Genomic DNA, 16,455 nt, shown 5'->3' with positions numbered 1-16,455 from the left:
GCTTCGATAGACGCGGTAACCCGGCCACCCCAGAATCTTCGTCCACTCACTGTCGCTCATCCCGCCGAGCGTACCGCCAAACCGCTACTCTGGAATCCAGTAAATCCACGAGTTTTTCAGATTCCTGCGCAGAGCCGTATTCTGATAGAGGTCCCGGAGATCGTCTTCGCCGTATACCTTGTCGGGAAGCTCCGCCAGATCAAGCTCCATTATCGTCAACTTGAACAGGCGTTCACCTTGGCGCAGCCGGACAGTCTTTATCGAACTGTTACGAATCCCCCAATTCAGGCTTCCCTTGTAACCAACATCCACCTTGGTAGAAGCGAACAAGAAGCCCTCGCGCATCATGGTGGTTGTCGGCGTAATCCACGCGAACATTCCCTGTGGTCTGCCCTCAAGGCCATTCTTGCTGAAATCAAGCTTCTCTAGCGACTCAACGGTAACAAAGTCTCCGGGGTCGATCTCCAGATAGTATCCATCAGGAATTTCGACTTCTTCTCCCGTCGAATCGAAACGCGCTTTATGGCCTAGCCGTATCTCATAGCTGTTGACTCGAACGCACTCCTCCGAACCTCCTAGAATCGCGGATCCTAGGAGTTTCTTGATCTCTCGGTCGGGAAGTACTCTTGCCATTACGGGAACCGACTCTAACATACAGCCCTCACGGTGCGCATGATGCCGCTAAAGTGTTCTATATCCAGAATATGAACCAAATTGGGAACTTCGGCTGTGAATAGGATAATTTCGATAGAATGTGCTTGTTTTCAACCACTTGGGTGTTTCTGCCCGCCGCCGCGCAGGCAGCGCGCAGATTTCCGGCGTTGCTGCTTACCATTCCGCCTACGCCACGTCTAAAGCACTGGCAGTGAATTGATTGGCTCCGATTGTAAAAGGCCGTACAGGGGAGAATCCCGAGATTGGCGTGCCAAGTGCAGAGCGGAGCAGACGTGGAGCGGAACCCATGCCGGCGGAAGCGACAGCAGTCCCATTTCCGGGCGGCGAACTAAAACGCGTGGAGCAGGTTCGCAATCACGAACCGTGGTCCAGTCGGGGGCGCATGGCAGCGGGCGGAATCCGTCGGGTGGATGATACGATCCTGATCCGCGAGGCGCAGGCGGGCAACCGCGGCGCCTTTGAGGAGCTGGTGCGGCAGTACGACCAGGCGGTGCTTCGCCTGGCGCTGCATCTGACCGGTTCCGAATCCGACGCGCAGGACGTCTACCAGGAAGCGTTCCTGAAGGCGTATCGCTCGGTCGGGAAATTCCGCTTCGAGTGCTCGTTCTACACCTGGCTGTACCGCATCGTGACCAATCTCTGCCTCGACCACCTGCGCAAGAAACAAGTACGCAAGGAAGACGCGCCGGTGGCAGCCGACTGCGACGGCGAAGAGTACAGCATCATTGACCAGGTGGCCGACGAGCGCGCGCACTTCAACCCGGAGCAAGACCTGATGCGGCGTGAACTGGGAGCGCGCATCAACTCCGCCCTGAAAAAACTCTCCGGGCGCGAGCGCATGGTTTTTGAATTGAAGCACTACCAGGGGCTGAAGCTGCGCACCATCGGTGAGATGCTGAACACCACCGAGGAGACGGCGAAGAACACGTTGTTCCGGGCCACGCAGAAGCTGCGCGCGACCCTGGCGGAAATGAGATGACGGTATGAACTGCGATTGGGTAAAGGCAAACATCACGTTGTTCGTTTATGACGAGTTGGCCGATGACAGCCGCTACGAACTGGAGCAGCACGTAGCGCGCTGCGGGGCCTGCGCGGCCGAGCTGGAAACGATGCGCGCCTTCCGCAAAAACATGTCGGCGGCGCCGCAACTGGAGCCCACGGCCAACCTGCTGGCCGCCTCGCGCATGCGTTTGCAGGAGGCGCTGGAAACCGCAGAGCAGCACCGCGGCTGGCGTCTGCTCGATCCCATGGCCTGGCTGCGGCAGATGAAGTTCTCGCCGGCGCTGGCGGCGGTCCTGCTGATTGTTGGATTCGCCGGAGGGATCGGAACGGCGTGGCGGATCGTCCCGCGCGTAGGATCGACGATCACAGGCGGCGGAACGGCTCCGGCGGAAGCCTCCATTGCCGGGATCCGCGAGATCACGCAGCTTCCGGGCAGCGACCAGGTGGAAATCAAGTACGACACCACCGTGCCGCAGAAGCTGGAAGGCTCGCTCAACGATCAGCGCATCCAGCAGTTGCTGCTGTTCGCGGCGCGCAACAACTACAACCCGGGTGTCCGTCAAGATTCGGTCAATCTGCTGTCGCAGAGGCCGGACGAGGCGCACATCCGCCAGACGCTGGAGTCGTCCCTGCTGTACGACACCAACCCCGGCGTGCGGCTGAAGGCGCTGGAATCGCTGGGACCGTATGTCACCGAGGACACCGGGGTGCGCGATGCCGTTCTGCAAGCTTTGCAGAACGATACCAACCCGGGAGTACGCGCCGAGGCCATCCACTTCCTGGGGCCGGTGCGCGCCGACGGCAGCGTGCGGCGGGTGCTGCAGAAGCTGGCGGCAGAAGACCGGAGCGAGTTCATCCAACAGCAGGCGAGCCGCGTGCTGGCTTCCTTGCCGGAGATAGATTGATATATGGACTGGCCACTGACCACTGGCCACAGAGTAGTGTTATGAGGAGATTGGAGAACCGAAGTGAAACGCACTCGTAGATTCGCGCTACTGGCGGCGGTCATGATCATGGCCGAATTGCCGATGTTCGCGCAAAACCTCACTGCCGACACGCGGGTATACCGCGATGGCGGTTCCTGGGTGGAGGAAATCAGCGGCACGATCGCCGCGCCCACGGCGTTGCAGATCACCACTGACATGGGATCGATCAGCGTGCAGGGCGGAGCGCAGAAAGACGTGACGTACATTATCCGCAAGCGCGTCCACAGCGGCACGGAAGAGGCTGCCCGGCGCGACCTGGCGGGCTTTCGCGCGAGTGCCGCCCGGCGCGGTGACACGGCGGTAATCGACGGCAATACGGAGCGGCGCCACGGACGGCTGTCGGTGGAATTCCGTATCCAAGCGCCTCGCGACCTGCAGCAGGTGCGCGCCAACACCGAAGGCGGCAGCCTGAGCATTAGTAACCTCGCGGGTCGGGTGGCGGCGCAATCGGGCGGTGGCAGCATTTCGCTGAGCGACATCGCTGGCGAACTTTCCGCCGATACCGGCGGCGGCAGCATTGAGGTGACAAATTCCACCAACATGCTCAACCTGCGCACCGGCGGCGGCAGCATCAAGATCACGGGATCGAAGGGCAAGGTGAACGCCAGCACCGGCGGCGGTAGCATCAGCGTCGGCGGAGCGTCGGAAGCGGTGACGGTGTCCACCGGCGGCGGGAGCGTGCAGGTGCAGCAGTGCGGGTCAGATCTGTTGGTTTCGACCGGCGGCGGCAGCATCAGCGTCGGCGACGTCGGCAAGGCGAAGCTGGACACCGGCGGGGGCAGCATAAAACTGACTTCGGCGCGCGGGCCCGTGATTGCCAACACCGGCGGCGGCAGTATCGAGCTATGGAAGCTGATGCAGGGGGCGCGGGCGGAAACCGGCGCCGGGCCGATCACCGCGGAATTTCTCGGCATGAGTACGGACTCCACGCTGCAAACCAGCGTGGGTGACATCATCGTGTACATCGGGGCGCAGGCGAAGATGACGGTGAAAGCGACTCTCCACATGGCCAACGGCCATCAGATCCGCTCCGACTTCCCCGAGCTGAAGATCTCCAGCAATGGCGGCGAGTACGGCCCGAAGAATTTTTATGCCCAGGGCTCGCTGAACGGCGGAGGCCCGGTACTCAAGATCCTCACCATGTCGTCGAACATCGAGTTCCGGCGCGCGAAGTAAAGAAGAAGTCGGGCAGGCGGAATCCATTCCGCCGCCACAAGTGGAGGGGGCAAGGGAGACAGAGGATATGACTAGGGTCATGCAAATCGCAGTAGTAAGCATCGCGCTGGGCGCGATGGCCGCGGCACAGGCAAGGCCGGCGCCAGCCCCCGCGCCGGTGGTCAAAGCCCGCCCGGCGGTGGCGGCAGCGGCTAAGCCGGTCAGGACAAGCTCCTATCTCGGGGTTGATATCCGCAGCGTGATTCCCGAGCGGGTTGCTGCCCTGAAGCTCAAAGAAGCTCGCGGCGTGGAAATCACGCTGGTAGACCGCGACGCTCCCGCGGGCAAAGCCGGCCTGAAAGAGCACGACGTCATCCTGTCATTCAACGGACGCAATATTCAGAACAGTGAAGAGCTGCGCAAGCTGATCCGTGAGACGCTGCCGGGACAGACGGTGGAACTGGGCATCAGCCGCGACGGCCAGCCGATGACGTTGAAAGCGGAATTAGCGGACCGGCACAAGCTGGCGATGGAGCACTCGAATACGATCGTAATTCCGAAGATTCGGATTCAAATTCCGGAGATGGACCTATCGAGGATCGCCGTGCTGCAGTATCAGCGGCGTAATGGGGTGATGGTGGAAAACCTGACGCCGCAGTTAGGCGAGGCCTTCGGGGTCAAGAACGGTGACGGCGTAATGGTGCGTTCGGTGGACCAAGGCAGCGCAGGCGAAGCGGCAGGTCTGCGCGCCGGAGATGTGATCGTGCGCATCGGCAATGAGCCCGTGGCCGACACCTCCGAGTGGAACCGGCTGATGCGCGAGCAGAAAGCCGGACCGGTGCCCTTGGGGATCGTGCGCGAAAAACGGCAGCAAACGCTTTCGCTGACGGTGCCGGAAGCAAAGCATGAGCAGTCGTTCGCGATCTTCGGCATGGGCGACTCGGACTGGGAGGATTACAAGAACGAAATGCTCGAGTTGCATCGGGTGCGGCCGGAAGTCGAGCGCGCCCTGCGCGAAGCACAGGAAAAAATGCAGCGCGCGCTGGAACGCAGCCGGCGCGAATTCGAGCGCAGCCAGCGCGAGACCGAGCGGGCGCAGCGCGACGCACAAAGGGCCCAGCGGGAAGCTGAACGGGCGCAGGAGCAGGCGCAACGCGAAGCTGAGCGGGCGCAGGAGCGGGCGCAGCGGGAACAGGAGAAAGCTCTACCGCCGGAACAGGCTCCGGAAGCTCCTAAGCCGCCGACCCCTCCCCAATAGGCTTCAGTCGTCAGTCGTCAGTCTTCAGGCCGCGCGTGATCGCGGCCCTATTTATGGGAAAAAATTCAAACGGTACTCGCCAGTCCTGATCCGGCAAGCTGCACGCGGTTGCGCCCCGCCTGCTTGGCAACGTAGAGCGCGACGTCGGCCGCCTTCACCAGCTCGTCGCGGGTCTTGCCGTTGCCGGGGAAGCTGGCGACACCGGCGCTGATGGTCACCGACCGCGGCACGCCGGGAAACGACCAACCCTCCACCATCTTGCGCAGCTTTTCCGCGACGGCGTGCGCATGTTCGCCGGAGGTCTGAGGCGCCAGGATGACGAACTCCTCTCCCCCGTAGCGGCAGGCGATGTCCGGCTTGCGCAGGTTCTGGGCAAAGATAGTGGACACCTGGCGCAGGGCTTCGTCGCCCAGCAGGTGGCCGAACTCGTCATTCAGCTTCTTGAAATTATCAATGTCAATCATGATCACCGAGAGCTCGTTCTGATAGCGCTGGGCGCGCTCGATCTCCTCGGCGATCCTCATCTCGAAGTAGCGGCGGTTGAAAATGCCGGTGAGGCCGTCCACGTAGGCCAACTGCCGGACTCTCTCGAAGTAGCGCGCGTTCTGGATGGCGGCAGCGCAAATGTCGGCCACCGACTCCAGCGGCTGCGCGTCGGCGGGAGAAAATGCATTTGCCTGCGCGCTCTCCACCGCAAGTACGCCCAGGGTTTCCCCCAGCGAGATCAGCGGCAGGCACATCTCCGAGCGTGTCTCATCGAAACCGGGCACATAGCCCTCCACCTGCCGGACGTCGCTTTCCGTGACCGGCTTCCCGCAGGCGATGGCGCGCGCACACAAGCCGGTTCCGCGCGGCAATTCGCTGCCGGTTTCGATGCGCGGCGTCAGCTTGCCTTGGTGCGCCCGCACCACCAGGGCGCCGTCGTCCAGCAGCAGCATGCCGACGTGGTCGACGGGGAAAGACTGCAGGATGAACTCGCAGGATTTGTGCAATAGTTCATTAATGTCCAGCGCCGCGGTGGTTTGGCGCGCGATGGCGTTGATGGCCTCCAGTTGCCGCGCTTTGCGCTGCTCGTTGGAGTACAGCTTGGCGTTCTGCAGGGCGATGGAGGCCTGGGTGGAAAACAGGGTCAGCAGGTCGATGGTTCCAGGGTCGAAAAACTCTTCTTTGTCGCTCTGGCAATCGAGCACGCCCACCACCTCGTCGCGCACGATCAGCGGCACCGCCAACTCCGACCTGGTACTCGGGATGGACCTGATGTAGCGCGGGTCCTCGGCCACGTTGGGTGCATAGATGGGGCGCTTGAGCTTGGCCGCCGTGCCAACCAACCCCTCACCCAGCGAGAGGGCCATCTCTTCGCTTTCTTTGTTCCAGCCAACGTGGGTGCGCACTCGCAGCCGGCGCGTTTCCGGGTCGAGCAGCAACACCGCGACGTGGCGGAGATGGAAGTAATCGCGCAGGATGGAGATGATCTGGCTGAGCACCTCGTCCAAGTCGAAGGTGGAGATCACCGCCTGGCTGGCATCGTAGAGGATGGCAATCTTTTGCATGCGCTAGCGCCCGGGAGTGCGCGGGAGCCCATCCGATCCGGGGAGAGCGGTCAGTGTAACAGCATCAGTGCTGGCGGCGGCGCACTTTTACAATCAGTTCGATCACACCAAAAGCCAATAGGCAGACCCAGAAATCAATCAACAATCCGAAATCCAGGCGCGCGATGCCGTGGCGTCCGGCGGGCGGCAGCAGGGGCATGAGCAGCAGAAAATAAATCGCGTTTCCCACCACTACCGCGATCAGAGCCTTCAAAATTCTGGCGAGCACTCCTGTGTTTGATGCCAGCGCTTAGCTTTTAGGTCTGAGCTATCGGCGCTCGGATTGCGCCTGTTATGGCCGCGAAATCGCCATCATCAGAAGCCCCTGGACCTTTGCCCAATCGTCGGTTTCGCGGTTGAACTCGTTTTCCCTGCGCTGGTCAGAAAATCGCGGGTCTATCAGCAAGAGTGAGAGGATGGCATACTGCCGCATCCCGCTGTAGTAGCGAGTTTCATTGAAGATCGCTCCGTACAACACGTAGACGTTTGATTTCCACTCGATGAGCGGAGCATGTTGATCCAGCAGAGCGCCGATGATGCGGGCAGAGTTAATAGAGCTTTGTGGGACATACTCCGCACTAACCACGATGGGCCGGCCGTCGCTCAAAAGATGCCGTCCCTGCAACTTGGCACCAAGTTCCTTCAACGACAAGGGTCTTGCGAGCACTGCGTCTTCCAGGGCAGAGTCCTTTCCGCAGCACACCGCTTTGTCGTGGAGGACTGTCTCCAGCGCCGTTGCGAGCACCACGGATGAGTCAGTCGAAGACGCCGTTAGCGCTGGCAGATTGGTGACGCGAACCTCTTGCTTGGGGTGAAACCATAGGATTGAGTCCGATGGTTCAATTTGTCCGGGCGCCAGGCAAGAAACGGAGATCAAGAATGCGGAAAGGCAGAGAATATGGAGCCTTGCCACAGTACACCTCCCACCGCAACCTTCTCTAACTCTGGACTGACTCAGGACCGTAGCACAACCCAGAAAGGCTAGCCAGCTCAACGCCTGGTCAGTTCTTGTGCGAATGCTCGTATCTCTCTTGCTACAATCGCGGTCGCTCATGGAGCCGATCGTTCTCTCGTTCGAAGACGCGCGGCGCCGCGTCGAGCAGGCCGCCTCCGAGGTGCATACGCCGGAGGCTGAAGAGTGTCAACTGTTGCGCTGCGGCGGGCGCGTGCTGGCGGAAACCGTGCTCGCCGACCGCGATTTCCCGCCCTTCCCGCGTGCCACGCGCGATGGATATGCTCTGCGCGCCGCCACTGTCGCCACGGTTCCGGCCCGCCTAAAGCTGGTGGGCGAAATCCGCGCCGGAGGGCCGCCGCAGTCGCTGGAAATCCACGAGCGCGAGTGTGTCGAAATCATGACCGGCGCGCCCGTGCCCGGCAGCGCCGACGCTGTGGTGATGGTGGAACACACGTCCCGCACGGGCGGCACGGTCGAGATCCAGCGCCGTGTCGTCGCCGGAGAAAATATCGTCCCGGCGGGCGCTGAAGCCAAGCGCGGCGACGCGTTGCTGCGATCCGGGACGCGCCTCAGTCCCGCGGCGGTCGCCGTGGCCGGATCGTGCGGGCGTCGCGAATTACACGTCTTCAAGCGCCCGCGGGTGGCGATTCTGTCCACCGGGGACGAGTTGGTGGACATCGCGGCCGTACCCGCCGCCAACCAGATCCGCAATTCAAACAGCTACTCGCTCGCCGCACAGGTGAACGCCGCGGGTGGTGTGCCGGTCGTACTGCCGATCGCGCCCGACGAAGTGCGCCAATTACGACGCCTCGTGCAGGAGGGACTGGCCAGCGAGCTGCTGCTGATGTCCGGCGGCGTGAGCATGGGCAAGTACGACCTGGTCGAACAGGCGCTGCACGAATTGGGCGCGGAATTTTTCTTTACCGGCGCTCAGATCCAGCCCGGACGCCCGGTAGTCTTCGGGCGCGCACCCGCACGCAGCGGAGCACAGCCGACCTACTTCTTTGGCTTGCCTGGAAACCCGGTGTCGACGATGGTGTGCTTCGAGTTGTTCGCGCGCGCCATGGTGGAAGCGCTCGGTGGCGCCAAGGCGCACAAGATGATGTTCACGCAGGCGCGCCTGAAGTCCGATGTGAAGGTCAAGACCGGGCTAACGCGCTTCCTGCCGGCGATCCTCAGCGGCGAATACGAGCGCACTGAGGTCGAACTAGTGAGGTGGCAAGGGTCCGGCGACATGGCCGCCACCGCGCGCGCCAACTGCTACCTGGTGGTCCCGCCCGATCGCGAGAAGCTTGCTGCCGGAGAGATGGTGTCCATCCTGCCGGCGGAATGAATTCCGCCGCCCCACAGGTACTTTGGCGCCCTTTCGCGCCGGCGCCGGCGGGACTAGGATGGTGCTGTGGACGAGAAAAAGCTTTTCTGGCTCATCTTCATCATCCTGAGCCTGATCGCCGATTTCGCGCTGCCGCTGATCTGGGGCGTGCTGGCGACCATCCCCATCCTGTTTTTCAGTTGGTGGGTGGTGTACCGTAGCGGGTGGATAAGCTGATTGCAGAATTGACGAATTGAAAGAGATCACTCTGTTCGCGTTGCACTACAATTCCGGCTTCAATCCTCCCGTAAATACTAATAGCTAATGGCTAAGAGCCTCTCGCACTACGACAAGTCCGGCCGCGCCAAGATGGTGGACGTCTCACAGAAGGAGGCGACCAAGCGCGAAGCCGAGGCCACGGCATTCGTTGCCATGTCGCCCGCGGTGATGAAGGCGCTGGCCAGGAACCCCAAGGGCGATCCGCTGGAAGTATCGCGCGTGGCGGGAATCATGGCCGCCAAACGCACGTCGGAACTAATCCCGATGTGCCATCCGCTGCCGCTCAGCTTGGTTGACGTGCAGGCGGACGTGCGGCAGAATGGCGTCGCCATCGTCTCCAAAGTAACCACGACCGCGGTCACCGGCGTCGAGATGGAAGCGCTGGTGGCGGCCAGTGTAGCTGCTCTGACCGTGTACGATATGTGCAAGGCGCTGGACAAGGGTATCGAGATCCGCGAAGTCAGGTTGCAGAGGAAAAGCGGCGGCAAGAGCGGGGAATGGAGTAGACGGTCCGCGGTCGACGGTCAACGACGAAAGCCCAAGCAGAAATGAACTGCGCTGGCCGCGTTCACCAGCGACAAACGAGTCCTCATGCCATCCAATGTCAAAGTCCTGCTGGTGGATGACAACCCCATGGTGCTGGGGATGCTGCGCCAGGCGCTTGCCCCGATGGCGAACATCAGCACCGCGGGCGACGGCGCCGACGCGTTGCTGAAGATCATTGACGAGCCCTTTGACCTGATCATCAGCGACCTCCAGATGGCCGGCATGGACGGCCGAGCCCTGTTCGACAAGATCAAGGCGCGCGCATCGACCGCCCGCATTCCCTTCATCCTGATAGCCAGCAAGGGTGACATCGACGAAAAACTGAAGGTGCTTCAGGACAAGGTCGAGGACTTCATCGAGAAGCCTTTCTTTGTGAAGGAGGCTGCAGGGAAGATCAAGCGCATCATTGACAAGATCGCGCTGGAGAAACTGGCCAAGGAAGCCCCCACCGCCGACGGCAAGCTGCGCGGCAGCCTGGCGCAAATGAACGTTATTGACCTGCTGCAATCGCTCGACCTCGGCCACAAGAGCTGCCTGCTCACCCTCACCAACGATGGCGACCGCTGCGAACTTTACTTCACCGAGGGTCAGATCAATCACGCCGTGTACGGCGCGCTCAAGGGCGACGATGCGGTGTACAAGGTCCTGGGCTGGAGCGGCGGCAACTTCCAGATCGACTTCAACGGTACCAGCGACCAGCAGACAACGTCGCGATCTACCCAGGGCCTGCTCATGGAAGGCCTGCGCATGCTGGACGAGGCGGGCAGAGAAGCGGAAGATAACGTGCTGGAGGCGTAGGTTGGCTCGGGGCAGATCAACGCGCCCGCGCTCCTGCGACCTTTCTTACATGCGTTCATCTGCGTTAATCTGCGGCAAATGACCTTCACCGCTGCCGTTTTGACCATTAGTGATTCGTCGGCTGCCAAACGACGCGGAGACCTGTCCGGACCCGCGGTGCGCGGAGCGCTGGAAGCAAAGGGATTTCGTGTGGTTGCGGCCTGCGTCGTGAAAGACGATCAGCCCGACATCGAAGTTGCGCTCATGGAGATGTGCCACCAGGCGCAACTGGTGGTCACCACCGGCGGCACCGGGATTGCCGAGCGCGACGTTACTCCGGAGGCCACGCGTTCGGTTGCCGATCGGATTGTGGATGGCGTAGGCGAGCGCATGCGCGCCGAGGGCAGCAAGAAGACACCGCTGGCAGCGCTCAGCCGCGGCGTGTGCGCGGTGCGCGGCAAGTCGCTCATCCTGAATTTGCCCGGCAGCCCGTCGGCGGCCACCGAGTCGCTAGCCGCCGTGATCGACATCCTGCCGCACGCGCTGGACCTTTTGGCGGGAAAGACAACTCATTAGCCACAGAGGGCACTGCGGAAGAGCCGAAAAACAAAATCATTGATGATTCTCGATTTGGCGATGCGCCTCAGCCCGCAACCAATCGGCGATCGACAACCGCCAATCAAGAGTGTTTTGCTTTCCTCTGTGCCCTCTGTGGCAAAATCCCCGGGTGCCCGCTGGTAGAATTTCAACCTTGCACACCTTAAGCAATCTTTTGGGCCGCTGGTCCGTCTTTCTCTGGACGCTGCTGAAGCCGCTCGGGTCGTGGGGTGTGTTTGCCATTGCGGCGATCGACGCGGCGGCGGTTGGACTGCCGCTGGACCCGGTGGTCGGCGGCTACGTGTACCGGCATCCCAACCGCCTCTGGCTTTACGTTCTCATGGCGTCTGCCGGTTCGGCGCTGGGTAGCCTCATTATTTATGCCGTCGGCTACGAAATGGGCGAGCTGGTGCTGGAGAAGCGAATGGGCGCCGCCAAGTTTGCGCGCATGCGGGAGCGCTTCGAGCGCCACGAGTTTCTTGCGCTCATGCTGCCCGCCATGATGCCGCCGCCGTTTCCCTTCAAGCTATTCGCGCTCTCCGCCGCAGCTTTCGAGATGCACTTCAGCCACTTCCTGATCGCCATCTTCGCGGGGCGCGTGGCGCGGTTCCTCATCCTGTCCGTGCTGGTGCTGAAGTTCGGGCCGCGGGCGGTGACGCTCGCCGCTGACCTCCTCGGTACCCATCTGGATCGGTTGCTAATCGGGCTGGCGCTGGCGGCGATCATCGCCGCGGTTTTCTGGTGGGTGATGACGAACCGACGGGCTACTGCACGGCTCACAAGCAAACAAAACGCCACGAATCACACGGATTCCCACGGATTGTAATTACTGAATCCGGGGGCTCCGGGCCGATCCGTGGCTGCTCTCTGCCTATTTCACCCTGCTGCCGGTGGTCTGACCGGCCACCGTGGTCCGCCCGGTGCTGACCGCCTCGGGCTTTTGCTTGCCGGCCAGCAGGTGCCGGAGCACGAATGGCAGGATGCCGCCGTGCTTGTAGTAGAGCGTCTCCTGCGGCGTGTCGATGCGCAGGCTGACCTTGAACTCGGTTACGGTGCCCTCCGGTTGCCTGACGCGAACCGTCACTTTTTGCCCCGGCTTGTAGTTGTCAATCAGCTCGCGCAGGCCGGTGATCTCGAAGGTCTCCTCGCCGGTGAGCCCCAGCGATTCGTGATCGTCGCCGGGGACAAACTGCAAGGGCAGTACGCCCATGCCCACCAGGTTGGAGCGGTGAATGCGCTCGAAGCTCTCCGCGATTACCGCGCGCACGCCCTGCAGCATCGGCCCCTTCGCCGCCCAGTCGCGGGACGATCCCGAACCGTACTCCTTGCCCGCCAAGATGATCAGCGGCACGCGCTCATCCTTGTACTTCATGGCGGCGTCGAAGATGGTCATCTCTTCGCCGTCGGGCAGGTGACGCGTGAAACCGCCTTCGCGATTCGGTACCATCTTGTTGCGCAGCCGGATGTTGGCAAACGTGCCGCGCATCATGACCTCGTGGTTGCCGCGCCGCGAGCCGTAGGAGTTGAAGTCCTTCACCTCCACGCCGTGCGCGACGAGGTACTTGCCCGCCGGGCTGTCCGGCTTGATCGAACCCGCCGGCGAGATGTGGTCGGTGGTCACGCTGTGCCCGAGCACGGCCAGCACGCGCGCTCCGGTGATGTCGTTCACCTCGGGCGAGTTCAATCCCATGCCTTCGAAGTACGGCGGGTCCTTGATATAGGTGGAATTCGGGTCCCAGGCAAAGGTCTCACCCGCCGGAACATCCAGCGACTGCCAGCGCTCGTCGCCCTTGTAAACATCGGCGTAGCTGCCGCGGAACATGGCACCGTCGATACATTGCGCGATGGCGTCGCCCACTTCCTTCGAGGTCGGCCAGATATCCCGCAGGTACACCGGGTTGTCCTGCCGATCGCGCCCCAGCGGCTCTTTTCCCATGTCAATATCGATGCGTCCGGCAAGCGCATAGGCGACCACCAGAGGCGGCGACATCAGGTAGTTGGCGCGGACCTCGGAATTGATTCGGCCCTCGAAGTTGCGGTTGCCACTGAGCACGGAGACCGCCACTAGGTCCTTGCCGTTGATAATCTCGGAAACCTCCGCCGGCAACGGTCCCGAGTTTCCGATGCAAGTAGTGCAGCCGTAGCCGACCAAGTTGAAGCGCAGCTTGTCGAGATACGGCGTCAGCCCGGCCTTCTTGTAGTACTCGGTTACCACCTTGGAGCCCGGCGCGAGCGAGGTCTTCACCCATGGCTTGGTCGCAAGCCCACGCTCCACTGCCTTCTTGGCCAGGATGCCGGCGGCCAGCATCACCGACGGATTCGACGTGTTGGTGCAGCTCGCGATGGCCGCAATGACCACGCTGCCGTTACGCAGTTCCTTGCGCAGGTCCGCCATCACCGGCTTGTCGACCGAGGGAGCTTCCGCATCTTCGACGCCGACCGCGGTGCTGCCGCCCTCGCCTTCGAAGCGGCCGATCTGTTTATCGCCACTCTTGCTGCCGGGGCGCATGAGCGTCGGCAGCACTTGCCGGAATCCGTCGGGAACCTTGGCCAGCGTGACACGGTCCTGCGGGCGCTTCGGCCCGGCGACACTGGGCTCGATCGACCCGAGGTCGAGTTGCAGGTTGGTGGAGTAGGTTGCTTCTGGGGAATCGGGTGTGTGGAACAGCCCCTGCGCCTTGCAGTACACGTCCACCAGCGCGATCTGCTCCTCACTGCGTCCGCTGAGGCGCAGGTAATTCAGCGTTTCGTTGTCGATGGGGAAGATGCCGCAGGTGGCGCCGTACTCCGGCGACATGTTGCCGATGGTGGCGCGGTCGGCCAAGGCCAGGGTGTGCATCCCCGGCCCGTAGAATTCGACGAACTTGCCAACCACGCCCTCCCGCCGCAGCATTTCCGTGATCGTCAGCACCAGGTCGGTGGCGGTCGCGCCCTCGCTCAGTTTGCCGGTCAGCTTCACGCCCACAACCTGGGGGATCAGCATCGAGACCGGCTGGTCCAGCATGGCGGCCTCGGCTTCAATTCCGCCCACGCCCCATCCCAGCACGCCCAGGCCGTTGATCATGGTGGTATGGGAGTCGGTGCCGACGAGTGTGTCCGGATACGCCAGCGGCCGGGTGCCGTTGCGTGCCGGACCGACAAACACCACGCGCGCCAGGTACTCCAGGTTCACCTGGTGCACGATGCCGGTGTCCGGGGGCACGATTTTCAGGTTCTCGAATGCGCCCTGGCCCCAGCGCAGGAAGGCGTAGCGCTCCTTGTTGCGCTGGAACTCCAAGTCGGCGTTCACCTGGAACGCCCACTTGGTGCCGAACTCATCCACCTGCACCGAGTGGTCAATCACCAGCTCGGCGGGCGAAATTGGATTGATGCTCGCCGGGTCGCCGCCCAGCTTCCTCATCGCCTCGCGCATGGCCGCCAGGTCCACCACCGCGGGCACGCCGGTGAAGTCCTGCAGGAGAACGCGGCTGGGCGTGAAGGCGATCTCCTTCACCGGCTGCGCCTTGCCATCCCAGGCGGCCAGCGAGCGGATGTCGTCCGCCTTGACGGACTTTCCGTCTTCGGTGCGCAGCAGGTTTTCCAGCAGGATACGAAGCGAGAAGGGCAGGTGTCGGGTCGAGATACCCTGCTTGTCGAGCGCGTCCAGGCGAAAGATGTCGTATTCCTTGTTGCCGACGCGGAGCGTAGAACGGCTGCCAAAGCTGTTGGTCATGATTTTTATCCTGTCTGAATGAGTTCCGGCCCACACTGGAGTACTTCCGTGGGCCAATGATAGCCTCCCAGTTTAGAACAAATGCGATTTGTCGGCCTCAGTTTCCAGCATGATGGGGATCAGGGGTGACTAACCGGTGCGAGCTCAGCAACCGGAACGGGTGCCGGAGAATCCAAATTGGCCATGCTGGATGATTCCCGAATGCCGATGGTTCGACGCCGCTTCGCCGCCCTCCTCAGTGGGGTTGCCTTGGCTGTACTGGCCGGGTGCGCAGGCCAGACGAGCAGCAACAGCATGCCGGCGCCGGCGCCAACTGGCCCACCGCCCGCGTTGCAGCTCAATGCTTTCGTCTCCGGGTTGGCGTCGCCGGTCGGAATGGAATCGGCGCACGATGGCAGCGGGCGTCTTTTTGTGCTCGAGCAGGCGGGCAAAATCCGCGTCATGCGTAGCGGCGCGCTGGTGGCAACGCCGTTTCTTGACGTAACGGCCAAGGTGATTTCAGGCGGCGAGCTAGGCCTGCTCGGGTTGGCCTTTCATCCCAATTACGCCAGCAACCGGAAATTCTATGTGAACTACACGCGCCCGCTGGGATCGCAATGGGAGACGGTGATCGCTGAGTACCTGGTTTCTGCCGCCAACCCTGACCAGGCGGATCCTGCGATTGAGCGTATCCTGCTGACCGTGGCGCAGCCGTTCTCCAATCACAAAGGCGGCCAGATGGCATTTGGCCCCGACGGTTTTCTCTACGTCGCGTTTGGTGACGGCGGCAGCGCGGGAGATCCGCTCGGCAACGGCCAGAATCTTCAGACCCTGCTCGGCAAAATCCTCCGCATCGACGTCAATGCCACCAGCGCCGGCCGCGCCTACGCCATTCCGCCGGACAATCCGTTTGCCACCGGAGGCGGCGCGCCGGAGATATTTGCCTACGGTTTCCGTAATCCCTGGCGCTTCTCCTTCGACTCCGCCACCGGCACGCTGTTCGCGGGAGACGTGGGACAAGACAGCTTTGAAGAAGTTGATATCGTGCAAAAGGGCGCCAATTACGGATGGAACATCATGGAAGGGTCTCACTGTTTCAAGCCGGCCACTGGCTGCAACATGACGGGGCTCACCCTGCCGATCATCGATTACGGTCGCGACCAGGGCGGCACCGTGATCGGCGGCTTTGTTTACCGCGGCGCCGCGATTCCAGGCTTGGTGAATGCTTATGTCTTCGGCGATTTTCTCAGTGGCCGGATCTGGGGATTGCGCCAGAACTCATCGGGCACGTGGGAGAGGACGGAACTGGCGGCGACCGGAAAAAACATCTCCTCGTTCGGCCGCGACGAGAACGGCGAGTTATACGTCGTCGATTACAGCGGCGCGGTGTGGAGGCTGGTGGCAAAGTAAACCGTTTTCGAGTTGCGCAACAGCTTCGGTGCTCTGCACAAACCCGCATAAGTGCGCCGCTGAGCTATACTCCCCGCCAATTACATGCTTAGCAGCCCGTGGTGTAAGTAGCTGAATTTCGGCACGGGCAGCGGCGTACTCGGTTGCGTGAGTTCGCCAAGTTTTTCGCGCGGGACATCGAGATTCCACTTCTGCACGGCCGATTCCGATCTTCCCGGCGCGG

The 16,455-nt window shown here is 62.1% G+C and carries 16 protein-coding genes; 11 read left to right on the top strand and 5 right to left on the bottom strand.

The genetic code is table 11. The features are described from left to right. Positions 1–84: 84 nt before the first annotated feature. A complete protein-coding gene (locus tag LAN64_18855; GenBank protein ID MBZ5569895.1) occupies positions 85–654 on the bottom strand; it encodes a hypothetical protein in 570 nt (189 codons plus the stop codon). A gap of 307 nt (positions 655–961) precedes the next feature. Between LAN64_18855 and LAN64_18850 the strand changes: the two genes are divergently transcribed. From LAN64_18850 to LAN64_18835, 4 genes are all read left to right on the top strand, one after another. Next, entirely contained in the window at positions 962–1,654 is a 693-nt protein-coding gene (locus LAN64_18850; protein MBZ5569894.1) for a sigma-70 family RNA polymerase sigma factor, read from the top strand. A 4-nt stretch (positions 1,655–1,658) separates the two neighbouring features. Then, positions 1,659–2,582, top strand: coding sequence for a HEAT repeat domain-containing protein (locus LAN64_18845; protein MBZ5569893.1), 924 nt, complete (start codon positions 1,659–1,661; stop codon positions 2,580–2,582). A gap of 63 nt (positions 2,583–2,645) precedes the next feature. After that, on the top strand, positions 2,646–3,839 hold the full coding sequence (locus LAN64_18840) for a DUF4097 domain-containing protein (GenBank protein MBZ5569892.1): 1,194 nt from the start codon (positions 2,646–2,648) through the stop codon (positions 3,837–3,839). A gap of 79 nt (positions 3,840–3,918) precedes the next feature. Further along, a complete protein-coding gene (locus LAN64_18835) occupies positions 3,919–5,076 on the top strand; it encodes a PDZ domain-containing protein (GenBank protein MBZ5569891.1) in 1,158 nt (385 codons plus the stop codon). A gap of 65 nt (positions 5,077–5,141) precedes the next feature. Here LAN64_18835 and LAN64_18830 read toward each other — a convergent pair whose 3' ends face one another. From LAN64_18830 to LAN64_18820, 3 genes are all read right to left on the bottom strand, one after another. Next, positions 5,142–6,626, bottom strand: a complete 1,485-nt coding sequence (locus LAN64_18830) for a diguanylate cyclase (GenBank protein MBZ5569890.1) — start codon at positions 6,624–6,626, stop codon at positions 5,142–5,144. Positions 6,627–6,690: 64 nt separating this feature from the next. Next, complete coding sequence (locus LAN64_18825; GenBank protein MBZ5569889.1) at positions 6,691–6,879, bottom strand: hypothetical protein; 189 nt, start codon at positions 6,877–6,879, stop codon at positions 6,691–6,693. 78 nt (positions 6,880–6,957) lie between these two features. Further along, positions 6,958–7,311, bottom strand: coding sequence for a hypothetical protein (locus LAN64_18820; GenBank protein ID MBZ5569888.1), 354 nt, complete (start codon positions 7,309–7,311; stop codon positions 6,958–6,960). A 406-nt stretch (positions 7,312–7,717) separates the two neighbouring features. Here LAN64_18820 and LAN64_18815 point away from each other — a divergent pair, with 406 nt between their 5' ends. The 6 genes from LAN64_18815 (at position 7,718) to LAN64_18790 (ending at position 11,957) form a co-directional block, all read left to right on the top strand. Further along, positions 7,718–8,953 (top strand): molybdopterin molybdotransferase MoeA, encoded by a 1,236-nt coding sequence (locus LAN64_18815; protein MBZ5569887.1) that lies wholly within the window; start codon positions 7,718–7,720, stop codon positions 8,951–8,953. Between the two features lie 66 nt (positions 8,954–9,019). Then, complete coding sequence (locus tag LAN64_18810) at positions 9,020–9,169, top strand: hypothetical protein (GenBank protein MBZ5569886.1); 150 nt, start codon at positions 9,020–9,022, stop codon at positions 9,167–9,169. Positions 9,170–9,256: 87 nt separating this feature from the next. Continuing rightward, positions 9,257–9,763, top strand: coding sequence for a cyclic pyranopterin monophosphate synthase MoaC (gene moaC / locus LAN64_18805; protein MBZ5569885.1), 507 nt, complete (start codon positions 9,257–9,259; stop codon positions 9,761–9,763). Between the two features lie 39 nt (positions 9,764–9,802). Then, positions 9,803–10,555, top strand: coding sequence for a response regulator (locus LAN64_18800; protein ID MBZ5569884.1), 753 nt, complete (start codon positions 9,803–9,805; stop codon positions 10,553–10,555). 78 nt (positions 10,556–10,633) lie between these two features. Beyond that, positions 10,634–11,110 (top strand): MogA/MoaB family molybdenum cofactor biosynthesis protein, encoded by a 477-nt coding sequence (locus LAN64_18795; protein MBZ5569883.1) that lies wholly within the window; start codon positions 10,634–10,636, stop codon positions 11,108–11,110. Between the two features lie 196 nt (positions 11,111–11,306). Beyond that, on the top strand, positions 11,307–11,957 hold the full coding sequence (locus tag LAN64_18790) for a VTT domain-containing protein (GenBank protein MBZ5569882.1): 651 nt from the start codon (positions 11,307–11,309) through the stop codon (positions 11,955–11,957). A 45-nt stretch (positions 11,958–12,002) separates the two neighbouring features. Here LAN64_18790 and acnA read toward each other — a convergent pair whose 3' ends face one another. Further along, entirely contained in the window at positions 12,003–14,843 is a 2,841-nt protein-coding gene (gene acnA / locus LAN64_18785) for an aconitate hydratase AcnA (GenBank protein ID MBZ5569881.1), read from the bottom strand. 201 nt (positions 14,844–15,044) lie between these two features. Here acnA and LAN64_18780 point away from each other — a divergent pair, with 201 nt between their 5' ends. Beyond that, on the top strand, positions 15,045–16,232 hold the full coding sequence (locus LAN64_18780) for a PQQ-dependent sugar dehydrogenase (protein ID MBZ5569880.1): 1,188 nt from the start codon (positions 15,045–15,047) through the stop codon (positions 16,230–16,232). Positions 16,233–16,455 lie beyond the last annotated feature (223 nt).

The organism is Terriglobia bacterium (genome assembly GCA_020073185.1).
In the GTDB taxonomy this organism is placed as follows: Bacteria; Acidobacteriota; Terriglobia; order Terriglobales; family Acidobacteriaceae; genus JAIQGF01.
The sequence above is the reverse complement of the archived record's forward strand: the minus strand, read 5'-3'. Positions and strand labels throughout refer to the sequence as shown.